10 protein-coding genes are annotated in these 14,809 nt (G+C 42.8%); all 10 read right to left on the reverse strand.

Annotated features, from left to right (window positions below; genetic code table 11):
- Positions 1 to 15 precede the first annotated feature (15 nt).
- Complete coding sequence (locus ABD930_RS16950) at positions 16 to 327, reverse strand: peptidylprolyl isomerase (protein ID WP_345233369.1); 312 nt, start codon at positions 325 to 327, stop codon at positions 16 to 18.
- 38 nt (positions 328 to 365) lie between these two features.
- The gene (locus ABD930_RS16955; RefSeq protein ID WP_345233371.1) at positions 366 to 1,106 is read right to left on the reverse strand and encodes an MIP/aquaporin family protein; all 741 of its coding nucleotides are present in this window, start codon (positions 1,104 to 1,106) and stop codon (positions 366 to 368) included.
- Between the two features lie 29 nt (positions 1,107 to 1,135).
- Positions 1,136 to 2,221: a GTP-binding protein gene (locus ABD930_RS16960; RefSeq protein ID WP_345233374.1), complete on the reverse strand. Its 1,086-nt coding sequence runs from the start codon at positions 2,219 to 2,221 to the stop codon at positions 1,136 to 1,138.
- 9 nt (positions 2,222 to 2,230) lie between these two features.
- Positions 2,231 to 4,843: a GH116 family glycosyl hydrolase gene (locus ABD930_RS16965; RefSeq protein WP_345233376.1), complete on the reverse strand. Its 2,613-nt coding sequence runs from the start codon at positions 4,841 to 4,843 to the stop codon at positions 2,231 to 2,233.
- Positions 4,844 to 4,876: 33 nt separating this feature from the next.
- Positions 4,877 to 6,547: a ribulokinase gene (locus tag ABD930_RS16970; protein ID WP_345233378.1), complete on the reverse strand. Its 1,671-nt coding sequence runs from the start codon at positions 6,545 to 6,547 to the stop codon at positions 4,877 to 4,879.
- A gap of 182 nt (positions 6,548 to 6,729) precedes the next feature.
- Positions 6,730 to 8,073 carry an L-fucose:H+ symporter permease gene (gene fucP / locus ABD930_RS16975; RefSeq protein WP_345233380.1) on the reverse strand — a complete coding sequence of 448 codons (1,344 nt, stop codon included), beginning with the start codon at positions 8,071 to 8,073 and terminating at the stop codon, positions 6,730 to 6,732.
- A 3-nt stretch (positions 8,074 to 8,076) separates the two neighbouring features.
- Positions 8,077 to 9,840 carry an L-fucose isomerase gene (locus tag ABD930_RS16980; RefSeq protein ID WP_345233382.1) on the reverse strand — a complete coding sequence of 588 codons (1,764 nt, stop codon included), beginning with the start codon at positions 9,838 to 9,840 and terminating at the stop codon, positions 8,077 to 8,079.
- 199 nt (positions 9,841 to 10,039) lie between these two features.
- Positions 10,040 to 11,275: a DUF6786 family protein gene (locus tag ABD930_RS16985; protein ID WP_345233384.1), complete on the reverse strand. Its 1,236-nt coding sequence runs from the start codon at positions 11,273 to 11,275 to the stop codon at positions 10,040 to 10,042.
- An 11-nt stretch (positions 11,276 to 11,286) separates the two neighbouring features.
- Positions 11,287 to 12,480, reverse strand: a complete 1,194-nt coding sequence (locus tag ABD930_RS16990; protein WP_345233386.1) for a glycoside hydrolase family 172 protein — start codon at positions 12,478 to 12,480, stop codon at positions 11,287 to 11,289.
- 457 nt (positions 12,481 to 12,937) lie between these two features.
- On the reverse strand, positions 12,938 to 14,785 hold the full coding sequence (locus ABD930_RS16995; protein ID WP_345233388.1) for a RagB/SusD family nutrient uptake outer membrane protein: 1,848 nt from the start codon (positions 14,783 to 14,785) through the stop codon (positions 12,938 to 12,940).
- Positions 14,786 to 14,809: the final 24 nt, after the last annotated feature.

Consider the following 14,809-nt stretch of genomic DNA (forward strand, 5'->3'; position numbering starts at 1 on the left):
GTCACATCAGCATGGCTATTGATTGTATACACGATCATAACAAATACAATCTTCATCACATATTTCGCCAACAACTTGCTGGCTTATCCCATTTGAAAGCTCTTCCTCAGAGGCAATCCTAACGTCATCAATGACCACTTCCAGTTCCAAATCATCGTCTAATCCTGGATAATCAGCCTTGCAAAGGTTGATATACTTGTATTCTCCTACAGCTAATCCTGTTAGCTGCCTTTCTAAACCGGGCAAAATTTTCCCATCACCATGAAGATAGCTGATAGCCGGTCCATTCATCATATTTTCCAATACTTCGCCTTTACTGTTCTGCATACAATATCGCAGCTTTACGACACATTGTTCCTGAATCTTCATCGTAACTCTTCTTCTAATATAGGTTCATACACTGATTCCGAAGGAGTGTCCTGTTTTGGATGAAAAAATCTCGCAACAGGCACCGCCAATGCAGCACCCAATGTCGGTGCTAGCAAGTAAATCCATAAGTCGCCCAACTGACCTGACACAACAGCTGGACCGAATGACCGTGCAGGGTTCATAGAGGCACCACTGATAGGTCCAGCAAATAAGGCCTCTAGCCCAACTACTGCTCCTACAACAACACCAATTAGCCCGCTTTCCACGGAAAATTTCTGATAAACTAAATGTAAAACAGTTAACATCAAAAAGAAGGTTAAGATGATTTCCAACAGAAACGATTGCATGGCACTTCCATGAGGTAGGGTAGCCCCTAATACCAAATTTGAAGGAAACAATAGCTTTAGCGTAATACTCGCAACAAAAGCTCCGAATAGTTGGCTACCGATGTATCGCAGTAATTGCCCCTTTTGCAGCCTTCTTGCTAAAACAAATGCAATACTAACTGCTGGATTCATGTGTGCTCCCGAAATTGTTCCAAAAGCATAAATCAAGCACATGACTACTAGCCCAAAAGTCATCGCAACACCTACATGAGTAACCCCTCCTTGCGTTTGCTGATCAATTATTATAGCTCCAGTACCACAAAAGACCAAGATAAAAGTGGCTATAAATTCTCCTAGAATCGCCTTTGTAAATGTCTTGGTCTTGGTTATTGGTCTATTTTTTGTTTTCATCTTATGCCCTTGTTCAAATGTACCTTTGGTTAGATCGTTTCTTCCAGGATACGATGACTTGGTTTCGGGAAACCGGGCATAAAAGCCTCTTGGCCGAGTACCGCTATGGCGCAATCAAATGCCTGCTCTGCCTCTTCAATCGCACGATGAACGAGTTGTTGAAGATGTACCGGGCTCGTTTGTACACGTGCGTTAATCAATAAGTCTACTGCTTGGCCGCTGGTATCAGGTATAGTCCTTACTTCCTGCCCTGTAGCATGGCCACTGGTGAAACTGATTTTCTCTTGTCGATCGCTATCTTGATACAAAAATTTCAAATGTCCAACCACAAGCTGCTCTGCTAGAATTGACTGATAAAGGTGATTGATCAGCTGTTTGGCTATTCGAGCAGCTTGTCCCTTTTCATTACTTATGCTGAGCTGCTGATTTAACCAAGCTAGCTCGGCTTCACCCGCTCCATATTGTGCATAGTCTATCGTTAAGGCTTTGCGCCAGCTTTGTTGTACCATACTTGCTGTTTGCAGCCACCGTCGGATATGCGCTTCATCATATGAATTTTGAAACAGTACCATCTTATCGGGGTAGTGCTTAGTTAGCACCTCTTCCAGTTGCCGACGCTGATGTCCAGAAAGCCGATCGCATTTGCTCAGTATCAACAGATCCGCTTCTTCTAATTGTTTCTTATAAATATAATTCACGCTATCTTTAAAAAGGCTAGATCCGACTACTAAAACAGGAAAAACCTCAGCATCAGCAAAAACCGATAATACCACTCGCTGCGTTGGATGGAACCGTTGTAAAGGCCGTATAATCGTTGCAACTAAATCGGTACAGGAACCAACCGATTCGGCAAACAAGATATCTGGCTTATCCCGTTCATCCAGCTGCATCATATGGTTTTCGAAAGCCGGATAATTGCAACAAAAACAACTGCCAACCACTTCTTCTGTAGGAATAGCCGCACCTTTTAAAAAATGAGTATCAACCAACTGCGTACCCTGATCGTTCGTAATGACCCCAACACGTCTTTCTTCCTTACGCAATACGCTACACGCTTGCTGGATAGCGGTCGTTTTACCACCTCCTAAAAATCCGCCGATTAAATGAATAAGCATATTGATGTCTTATACTGTTGCTAATTTTGCTGTTTTGCCCGACACCTTAACTTGCGCTATCGGTATCTCTCCCTGTATAACCTCCAAGCGAGGTTGATTTTGCGTAAAATGTACTACGCCAAATCCTCCTGCTGTAGCGATAAACGATTTAAAATCACCAACCTTTGAGTCCATGTAAAGTGTTTTATCTACGGCATCGTAACGGAGTCCTGTCAAACCTTGAATTAAGCCATAGCTTGATAAAGCACGACCATACCAGCTACCACATTCGTATTCATTAAAGGGGTTTCGCACACGCCCATCATACCTATCGCGGCAGAGACGTACTACTTCCAACCCTTCATTCACGGCTCCCATGCATAATAAGTGCGAAGCCACTTGATATTCAATACCGGTCCACACTTCATCGCTATACACGAAAGGTAGCGAAAGTTTTCCGCCTTTTGGCCACGTACATAACAATAAACCACCTTCTTTTCCTGCTGCATAAGATGGCCGTTGGGGATTGGGATGGTCTGACAGATCTTTTTTTAGGTTATAACGATGTACCGCCTGCAAGTGGCTTTTAATCTTTTGGGTATCAACAGGGTCAGGAAGGCCACACATTGTAGCTATCCAAGCCCCTAAAATACCATCTGATAAGCATCCCTTACCATACTGATATTTAGGCCCTTCTTTTTCCAATAAGGCCTGTGCTTCGGGCGAGTAGCTTCCGCCAAAAGATTGTGCCGTCGCGGGATTTGGTGCATGAAGATCTTTATACTTAATTTCCTGAATAAAATATTCGCCGTCGTACAGTTTTGTTTCCATATACTCCCGCCCTTTCTGATAAAGCTTCTTATACTGGCTGACATTTTCCTTGAGGTATTTGCCCATTTCCTGCATGGCTAAAAGTGCACCTAAATAAAAACTCGTGCACATACCATCAGGACCCCAAAACTCGATATCATAGGTATTGTGATGTGGTTCCTCAACAACGCCTTTCCCTTCAGGATCCCATGTTTTAATGCAGTAATCCATACTGCGCTTTACTAGCGGAAAAATATCTTTAAGCCATCCGATGTCGCCGCTGATACGCCAATCACGGTAAACCTTCATGATTCCTCCCAATTGGCCGTCTGCAGCCGCATGAAAATCATGCTTTGCCGGACTAATGGGTGTATTTGCGCGGAAATTTTGATGTCCTTCGGCGTTTTGGTTTTCACAGAATTCGGTATGCCGTAAACTTCGCTCTAGGCGAGGGAAAAGATGCGGTATCGCTTGTGCATAGTTCCAAACATGGGTACACGAGCCATGACAACAACCATCATCATCACCACAGCCTTCCCAATTCCACATTTTGCCATCATGCTGGCGCATTACCGTTGGTGATTTTAAAATACTCAAGTTAGCCGTCACAGCCTCCATTACTTCAGGAGGGAATGTACTAGCAAACAAGGCATCTCGGAATAAGGCCGACTCTTGTTGAAGTCTATCATATTGTTGTCGCCAATAGTTGCTTATTGCTGTGATACCATCGAACTTACTGCTATACCATGGACGGTAATAATAGGCCGTGCTGTCTTTATCTGCTGTATACGGTTCTTTGCTGTCGCAAAGAGGCATGGCCTCGCTTGGCGAAGCCATGTCGCCAATATGCAACTTGGTAAAAGGCACATACCAAGCAAAATGAAGACGAATCGTTTTCTGCTCTCCGGCACCTAACGAAAATGGAATAAAAAGCGACGCGCCTGGTGCATCTTTTTCTATTGGCGGGGTATCCCTCGTTTTGCCGGCACTCACGGTATTCCATGCAATTGTCAAAGGATCCCACCAACCACCCTTAAACCAGCAATGATCCACTACAGTATTCTCCTGATCGGTAAAAATGGCCAGCTCTGCCTGTTCCTCTGGCCGTTCAGTAGATTTTGGTTGTGTTAAGATAAAGCCATTTTCCAAGGGCTTAATAGCCGATTGATCATTTAATCCAACAAAATTTTTAGCATTATAAGAGAAAACAGCTTCAATTGGCTGGCTTTGTGTATTATGGAAATGGTATGCTATGGCTCCTACAGGAAGACTAGAATCATCCTCATTATTGGGAATAAACGGACTCCAACCAGTCATCTCCACTTTCAACGGTATTTCTTCATCTGCAAGATGAATCGTACAAAATGGAAATTTAGCCTCAAAACTGGTTTTACTAAAACGTGGTAAGCCATAGGTAGATCCCGCGGCTCCATTGCCCGTACCCCGTTGACCAAACAGCTTCCATTCAGGAACCGATCCTTCGAGCACTTTAGCTCCGTTTTTAATTCCTTGAACCGCAATTGCTGCAAAGACAGCAGGTTCATGAAAAAGTTGCGGTTTATTTCGAATCGACATATGAGAAAGTGCACCCACTCCTTCTATGCAGAACATACCAGCCCCAATTCCCCCTATGGGAAAGGCAATACGGTTTAAATTGGCCTCTGCATAAGCACTATTATAGCGTCGTTTTCCGATTTCTTTCGATGTTGCCGATTGGGTTTGTGTTTTCGCCTTTTCTGAAGCAAGCGTGAGCTGTCCAGGTATTGCCGAAACAGCTAATCCACCTACCGTCAACTTTTTGAGAAATAATCTTCGGGAATCCTTTTTATCCATAGCATTTATTGATTAGTATCAAGTACATTGTACCTATAGAAAGTGATGTTCTATACACTGGCCCATCTTTAAATACCATTGATAACGCTTATCATATAAGGCAACTTTTGTTGCATCTGGGCGATATTCACGATCAAAACCGCGTCCCATAGCCTGCATAGCATCTTCAACCGTAGGATAAATGCCGGCGACCACAGCCGCGAACATGGCCGCCCCTAAAGCACAAGTTTGTTCAGATTTATGAATTTTTAAGGGCATCCGGAGAACATCAGCTAGCATTTGCATCACAAAAGGTGATTTTTGCGCAATCCCTCCAACACCAATTAAACCCTTTACGGGAACCTGTTCCTCTTGAAAACGCTCTACGATTTTACGAGCACCAAAACAGGTTGACTCTACTAAGGCGCGGAAGATGCCAGGCGCGTGACTGCCTAGACTTAGGCCGCCAATCATGCCGGTTAACGCTTGATTGGCATCAGGTGTACGTCTTCCGTTTAGCCAGTCAATAGCTAGCTCATGCTGTTCACTTAACGGTAAGGCATCAGCTTGTTTGCTTAGCTCGTGTAATAAATGATTATTGATGTCAGCAATAAGCAATTTTGCCGTTTCCACATCGATTTTGTCTGACTGTACAAGCATATGCTGCAAAGGCCAAGAGAGTAATTGCTTAAACCAGGCATATACGTCGCCAAAAGCCGACTGGCCTGCTTCGAGACCAATCATACCGGGTATAATAGAGCCGTCTACTTGGCCACAGATTCCACTGACTATTTTATTACCAAATTCATGTTTGGGTACCACCAGCATGTCGCAGGTCGACGTTCCCATCACTTTACTGAGATAATAGGGTTCAATTTGTCCGCCTACCGCTCCCATATGGGCATCCATTGCGCCAATACCAATAAGCACATCTGCAGGTAATCCCAACCGGTCAGACCACTCCTTACTGATCTGTCCAGCGGATTGATCTGCGGTATATACCTTGTTAGGATAGCTGTCTACTAGCTTTTCCAATCGCTCATCGAGTGTAGAAAAAAAAACTTTGGGTGGTAAGCCACCAAAATCATCAGACCATAGCCCCTTATGGCCTGCGGTACAAACACTACGTTTCATCGTTTCTACCTGTTGCCCTCCGGTTAGCAAAAAAGGAATCCAGTCGCTATGTTCTACCCAGCTGTAAGTTGCTTGACGTACTTTTTCATCTGTTCTTAAAATATGCAATGCCTTGGCCCAATACCATTCGGAGGAATAAATACCACCAACATACCGCAAATAACTTTCTTCGAAAGTGGCGGCATGTACATTGATTTCCTCAGCCTCCTTAACAGCCGTATGATCCTTCCACAGAATAAACATCGCATTCGGGTTGTTGGCAAAAGCAGGTAATAAAGCGAGTGGTGTACCCGACTCATTAACGGCCACTGGTGTAGAACCTGTGGTATCTACGGAGATAGCGCGTATATTGGACTTTACCACATTCCCACCTTGTACCAAACATTTCCTGATGGTTTGCTCCAAACCCTCGATATAGTCCAAGGGGTGTTGTCTAAATTGATTTTTGGCTGGCTGACAGTATAACCCATCTCGCCAACGCGGATAAAAATGTACCGCCGAAGCTACTTCCTCTCCGGTATCTGCACCTACAATAATAGATCGCACCGAATCTGTCCCAAAGTCTACTCCAATGCAATAATTTGGTTTCATATTTTTAGTATCAAGACCTTTTTAGTTATGCATGATGAGTGATGAATGTTGAGTGTCTGGCATAGTTTACAATTCATAACTCATTGTTCATAACTCATATCTTATCACTCCCCGAGTCTTTTTCAATTAACGCTTTCACTACTTTACAACTCAACTATTTAATAACTATCACTACTTAACAATTAATGATGATGTAAAACGATCTTGTTGTCGTGTTCCACTTTACCAACTCCCCAGATAGCATACCAGGCAATAAAAGCGAAGCATAACATGGGAATAAAGAAGGCTACCGACATACTCGAATGATCTGCTATTACGCCCATAAAAGGTGGGCAAAAAGCACCGCCTGCTACGGCCATTACTAAGAAAGAAGATGCCTTTTTAGTTAGCGAACCCAATCCATGGATACCAAGGGCAAAAATAGTTGGAAACATAACCGACATAAAGAAATAGCAACTAAAAAGCGCTATTACCGAGGTCCAGCCGAGAGCCAATTGCACTAAGATCATTAAAATCGTATTCACTATAGCGTAGCTTGCTAATAAGCGTTTTGGTTTAAAGAATTTCATGAGATATGCACCAGAAATACGACCAATAAAAAACATACCCATGCCTCCTATTGCCAAAATTAAGGATGCTGCTTGCTCCGAATTTTTGGGCATAAACACTTCGCCAAAATACCCTAAGTGTTGCATAATCCCAGCTACAGGCCCCGTTACATTGGGAATCTCTTCGGTGACGTAGTTAATGAAAAAAGAATTAACCCCTGTCTGTGCGGCTACGTATAAAAATTGTGCGATAACTGCCGCGATAAAGGCGGGGTGTCTCAGCAACCGTCCCATTTTCGGATTTTCTTCGGATTCCTCTTCGCTTTTTTCTTCAATATCGGGCAGTTTAATTAACATAAAGATAATAGCCACCACCACCACAATGCAACCGATACCCATGTAGGGTTTTACCAATGAGTCAAACTTCTCTGCTCCATCTTGCTGATCGGCACCAAAAATAAACAATCCGCCCATTAGCGGTCCCAAGATCCAACCTAAGCCATTAAACGACTGCGAAATATTAATTCGTCTGGCAGCAAATTCTTCTTGTTGGGAGCCCAACACCGTAGAGTAAGGATTGGCTGCAGTTTCCAAACAAGCGAGGCCGCAGGCAATCACAAATAAGGATAGCAAAAAAGGAATAAAAGCCTCAAATTTAGCTGCCGGATAAAATAAAAATGCACCAATAGCAAAGAGCGTAAGCCCTAATATAATCCCCTTTTGATAACCATAGCGCTTCATAAATAAGCCTGCTGGCACGGCCATCGCTAAGTAACCGATATACAACGAGAATTGCACAAAGCCCGACTGGGCTTTTGAAACGTGCAAGGTATCCTGAAAATGTTTATCCAATACATCTAGCAAACCATGGGCAAATCCCCATAATAGAAAGAGGCTACAGATGAAAATAAAAGGAACAAGGTAATATTGACCATCTTCAGTCCGAAATAACGATCCTACTTTTCTTTCTTTCATCATTCTTTATTTATAAAGTGGCCCATACCCCGAACATGCCCGATAGTCAGCACCTTCGCTATCCATGCCAAATGCATTCCACGCAGCAGGTCTAAAAATTTTATCTGTATCCACATTATGCATACATACGGGGATGCGAAGCATAGCAGCTAAGGTAATTAAATCTGCGCCGATATGGCCATGGCTTATAGCACCGTGATTAGAGCCCCAAGCGGCCATTACCGCAGGCACATTACGGAATGTTCCTTTTTCGGTTGTCCTAGGGACAAACCACGTCGTTGGCCAAGTTTTATCTGTCCGCTCGTCCAATATGCGATTAACATTTTCGGGAAGCTCCACCGTCCACCCTTCCGCCAATTGCAATACCGGTCCTATGCCTTTAACCAAGTTTAACCTACACATGGTTACCGGCATTGATCCTTCCGTTAAAAGCTTAGAAGAGTAACCTCCACCTCTAAAATAATCCAGATTGGCTGGATACCAAGTGGTTGCCTCCAAGCAATCCGCTACCTCTTGATCCGTAATTTCCCAATGCGGTTTCATGGTTGGTTTTCCCTGTTCTCGCTGTTTACCGGTAGCATCTAAGGCGGCAGCTCCTGAATTAATTAAATGTATAAATCCATCTTTTGCAAGTCCTTCTGGCCGCCATCCTGATACACGTTCTACTGCATCGGGACTCCAATATGTACGTACATCTGCAAATAGCTGCGCTTTGTTGGTAAGCAAGTAATTAAACAACATCGATACCCCATTCAGTGAATCGTTTTCGGTAGCCACGATATATGGTGCTCGTTTACCATTCCAATCAAAAGAAGAATTGAGCAATGCTTCCGCAAAATCGCCATTTGGCAGAAAGTCTGTCCATTGCCGCTGCCCTTGGAAACCAGACACCAGTGCATTGTGGCCATGTGCCTCTTCTGCATATCCCATTTCCTTCAATTTATCGTTACCAATCATCAGATCACGGATAATCATCGCCATCTTTACCACAAAAGCCCAATCGTTGTCTTTCTCTTCACGTGATTTTACTTTATGGGCCTGATTGAAATCTTCTCCTTCTTTACAATGTTCCCTTGTCCAAGCCAAAGCTCGTTCAAATTCTTCCTGATCAAAAATATTCAATTGAATTCGCCGTAACACCTCAGAAGAATCTACATATTCATTACGCATACCCAAGTAGGTTTGGAAAAACTCCGCATCTACAATAGATCCTACAATTCCCATACATACCGAACCGATAGCCAAATAAGATGTACCACGCATGAGGGCTACTGCCAGGCCTGCTCGGGCAAAGGCCAACAGCTTCTCCCGTACATCATCCGGAATGTGCCGATCGCCCATATCCTGTACATCTTCGCCATAAATACCAAATGCGGGTAAGCCCTTTTGATTATGTGCAGCAAGTGTTGCAGCCAGATAAACGGCACCGGGTCGTTCTGTTCCATTAAAGCCCCAAATCGCTTTTGGAATCAACGGATCCATGTCCATCGTTTCCGAACCATAGCACCAGCATGGAGTCACTGAAAGCGATACGCCAACATTTTCGGAAGCAAACTTCTCGGCACAATTAGCTGCCTCTTTCACACCACCGATACAACTATCGGCGATAACACATTGTACAGGCGAGCCATCGGGATAACGGAGTTCAGACTGAAATAAAGCAACGACGTCTTGTGCCATATGCATCGTTGTTTCCTCTAATGATTCACGGATTCCTCCTAAGCGGCCATCAATAATTGGCCTAATTCCTATTTTGGGGTATTTATTCATTTTTTAGATATTTGTTGCTGGTTATTCGTTGTTGGCATCAAGTTAAAGTATCCATACAGTTTTAAGTCATAAGTTTACGTTTTCCGCAACCATTATCTTATTGCTTACCTAGGTCTATACTTACCTTAAATCTTTGACCTTTCTACTTTAGGTGTTAACCCTTTCCGCTACTTATAACGTATCACTAAAAACTTACAACTTAGAAGCTTGCTTCCTTTAAAGAAATGCCCAACACTTTTTGTGCGATCTCATTCAAGTGCTCTTCATTTCCGGTAAAATGAAACACATAGTGATGATGGCTCAGTTTTTCACCCGGTTTCAAAAAGGCGGCAGGGGAAACACTTTCCATTTCATAGAAAGGACCCATTTGGCTGCCATCATCCAGTGGTCCATCATTATAGGCATTCATCGCATCCCCCGTAAACGGATCTTTATCTGGCGTCCACTCTTGATTAAGGTATGTACCTTTAGGGTCGATATCAAAGTATATGAGTGTTAATACCTTCGTATCTGCAGCATAGCTTCCAGCAACCGGTTTTACCCGTTGGGGAGGGATGCCTAATTTACCACGAGATTTGCCATCTGCTTTGAATAGCAACACACCATTTTTATACGTTATGCGGTCCTTTGGTATTTCACCAAAATAATCTGTTGTAGCGACTTTACCTGAAGCCTCCTCATGATAAGGAATAATAATCGTGGTTTTAGGAGAAGGGGTAAACATATCCAAACTCCACAAACAGGGAGCTCCGCTCGTCTTATCCCAAGCACGTTCTCCGTTATTGATTATCGTATTCACCGTTTTAAAGCCAACCGATTTCAGATCACCGGTCAAGGTAATACCCAACTGTTTTTGTATAGCATCATCTTCTAGTATTTCAATCTGTCGTGTCATTTTGATCGCCAGTTGACTACCTGCATAATTGGTTAGTTGTGTAGTTTTACTTAAACTCACCTGCTGTTCAGATGCCTGATCTACCTGCCACGATTCTACATCTATGGCTGCTGGCGTATGCCAGTTAGCATATTCCATCTTGGTTTCCGGTTTGAAGAATAAGGAGAATTTACCTCCTTCAGGACCTAGCCAAAGCCGATCTTCTCCGCCATAGGCATTCATATGGTCATCTTCCTTGTCGAATGCCCCATAATTAATCCAGCCAAAACTCTTCCCTGCTTCTCCGTCAGCCGTACTCGTAAACACCTTAGCCTGATATTTCGGAGAAACCAGCAGCTGACCTTGTCCACTTTTATTTTTCAACACCAGAATACTATCCTTTTCCTTTAAAAAGGATAGGTCATACCCAAAAGAACCTGCAGCATATTGATCCATCTTATTCGTGCTATTTTCGTCTGAACTTGTCGTTTGGTTAGTTCTATTCCCACAGCCATATAGACTTGCGGCCAGACAGGCAGAAACAATTATTTTATAATTCATTTTAATATGGATTAGTTTACTTCTAGCTCATCTTTTGAAGGCAGTTTTGGAAAACGAGCATGTGGTTCCCGTTGGTACCAATAAGCAACCGTAATGATATCTGAATTTTGTGGTAAATACCTTCCTCCCGATCGCCATCCAAGATCTTGAATAGTGACTTTAAGATCATTATCGAATCGAATAGGATCTGGAATATGCCAGCGGTACATACCGAAGCGTTGCTGCACATGATAATGTCCATCTCCACGAATAACCTGATGTAAGCCAGCGTAAGGTGTATTAAACTCAGCATATTCTATAGTTTCTGCACCCGGACCATGCTTTTTAGGACGATCAAAATCATACGACCCGCAGAAGTAATCTTCCGTACCCGTGCCTACAATTGTTGCGTAGTCTTTATCACCGTCCATAAAGAATTTGATTTCGCCTTCACCCCACCATCCATTATTATTTACGCCAATTCCCATATACGTTCCGACATACTGTCCTTTACCATTCACGCCGTCCAATATCGTGTGTAGCGAGGTGGAGTTGTATTTTGTACGTCTATATTGTGCATGAAAATAACCTTCATCTTCTCCCACGTCTGTTAATGTATAATCCACCTGATAATAGAGATTCATTGGTTTATCGTCAATATTTTCTATCGTAATGCGGCATTTTTTACGGAAAGGCATTTGCCAATAACTATTGAATGCGCTTCCCGGATTTACGGTCATGGCCAGCGAGCTCAGCGCCGCATATTCTCCCCAAGCCATTCCAAAGAAAGCGCCTACAGGAGATTCTACAGATGGTTCGGTTTCATCATCCCAATAAAATCGGATAACGGTAAAATTCCAATTTCCGGTTGGCGTCATCCAAATATGTTGGATAGCTCCTGGTCCCTCCATTTCGGCGATGGTAAATGTTTCTCCGGCATTAATGGTAATAAAGGGATTAACCTTCCATCCTTTTCCCAGGTCACGAGCGGCATTGGATGCATTGGCTACATTTCGCTCTCCTTTTTGAGCGACTGGATCAGCCATTCCACCTTTCCCTTTGGCACCAGTAAAATTTTCTGGGCTTATAGAGCGTGTTTTAGCATCCGATAATGTGGAAAGGTTACCCATATTCATGTTGAGGCCGTTAAATCCGCCCTGTTTTTGTGCCGCCGCAAAGAAGCAAACAAAAAACATTGCCATAGCAATTAGCATAGTTTGTTTCATCAGAAAATTTTTGTTAAGGTTCATATATAATTACAGTTATTGGTTTATAGAGAGGTTCCTCTCAAATTACTTTCCATTACAATAGTAAGCTTAATCGATTAAACAAACAAATAAAATTTATTTTTTTGTTTCCTCACAACCAAAAAGTCGCCAGCTTGCCCTATCCCTGATCTTTTTAAAATTCACAATAAAAAAAGGCTGTTCATCTCACCGTGAAACGACCTCTTTATAAAAACTGAGCGACTTTTTAATCCAGCCGCTCAGGCTATCTGTTTTTAGAACTTTTTTTAATGCTATTGTATTGTGATACGCATGGCACCAAGATATACTTGTTTTTTGCATGCAACATTGCCCAGGAGCAACATTAGACTGAAGAAGATATAGAAAAAGCTTTTCCGCATGCTTTCTCCAGCTGATATACTTACTAAGATATTTCTCATAATACGTGATTTATAAATTAATACCCAGGAGCTTGAACAAGATTGGGGTTAATATCCATTTGCGCCTGTGGTACTGGCCACAAATACATTTTCTTATTAAATATTCTATTCTTATAAAAAGTACGCTTAAAGAAAGCATTCGGATTACCGGAATCGTCGCTGCGAACGCTCCCTGTAAAATTCATTCCAAACAGTTGTCTATTCAGTGTTTCCTCACCTATCTTCCACCGACGGATGTCGTTGAAGCGGATACCCTCACAATTAAACTCAATTTGACGCTCCTTTCTGATTGCTTCGCGCATTTGAGCTTGAGACATTCCGGCAGTAAGCGAAGGAATACCCGCTCGCTCTCTAATAAGATTAACATATTTTAAAATATCAGGATTATCGGGATCCGACTCGTTTAGGGCTTCGGCGTAGCTTAAATAGGCTTCTGCCAATCTGTATAATATTCCGGGTTGATAATTGTAACGATTTTCACGGGGAAATACATCAAGACTTACGGCTTTACGAACATTATATCCGTTTTGAGGCGCGTCAAAGGTAAGGCGGGTGTCTCTGCCTCCTTGAACAAATTCAGCTTTTCTTTTGTCAACCCCTAACCATGCCCCATCAAATATTACCGACACATAAAAGCGGGGTTCCCTATTAACATACATATTATAAGTCCCTGCTGTAGTTACCACACCTGTGTTTGGCCCTCCACCAGTCCACTTGGTAGTTCTTATTTCATCCTGTGTGGAGAATCCACTTTCAGTATAACCGGAATTTGGGTCACCGATAGACAATCCGTTTTTCATATAAAACGCATCCACCAGCTCCTGAGTTACGCCCATCCCGCCATTACCGCCAATGCCAATAGGTAGATGGTGAGCCAACCAACTATTTAGGTCTGGGTTATCAGGCCTTCCAAATATAATTTCTTTATTTCCATCTGAGAACTTTCGGAGAGACAAGTTGTAATACGACATAAAGGGATCAATGGAACCATCAGCATTATATTCGTAATATAAGCCATAACCGGCGCTTTCCGCAGCATCTATAAGCTCTTTACAGGCCGCAGCGGCCTTAGCCCATTTTGCAACATCATAAGACTGTTTAAACATATTTTCACCATCTGCATTTTTCCAATTCTGCAAATCGGGATTTCCATTAAACAACGGACTTGCTGCAAAAAGCAATGTTCTGGCTCTAATTGCGAGTGCCATAATGGAGGTGGCTTTTCCCCAATCATGCTGGTCAGAATATACTGCCGGTAACTTACCCGCCACATCCTTTAGTTCAGTATCAATCCAGTCTACAATCACATCATAAGGAGATTGCGTTGTCATCAGCTCAGCAGCACTTGCGTCGACTGCTTCTATAACCCCTGGTTTAAACGGAATGGGACCATAAAGCTCTATCATTAAAGAATAGTAATACGCAATAAGAAAACGTACTTGACCTTTCATCACTTCGACATCTTCGGCGGTCACGCCAGGAAGTGGCTTTACATTTTCAAGAAAAATGAGTCCTGACCTTATTCTCTTTGGCAGCTCTATCCAATAATAGGGATTCCATCCCGATGACGGATTCCAATCGCCTACCGTATACGCGTACACATTTTTCCATCCGAAAGGAGACCACTCCGCAGGTATTGTAATATCATCGCCCATTATATTAAATCCCTGATCTTTAAAATAACCCCACATTGGGCTGGGAACCCCTGAATAAACTCCAGCTAGCCAGTCTTCAGTTCTAATTTTATCATTAAAAATCATTTCCATGGTAAGTTGATCATCCGGCATCTTATCCAGGTATTTTTTGCAGCCAGTAAATGTAAGCAGTGTGGTTGCAACAAGTATTATTATATTCGTTGTTTTCATTATTAATCAATTTAATACGTTACC

It is taken from the genome of Olivibacter ginsenosidimutans (assembly GCF_039542865.1).
Taxonomy (GTDB): Bacteria; Bacteroidota; Bacteroidia; order Sphingobacteriales; family Sphingobacteriaceae; genus Olivibacter; species Olivibacter ginsenosidimutans.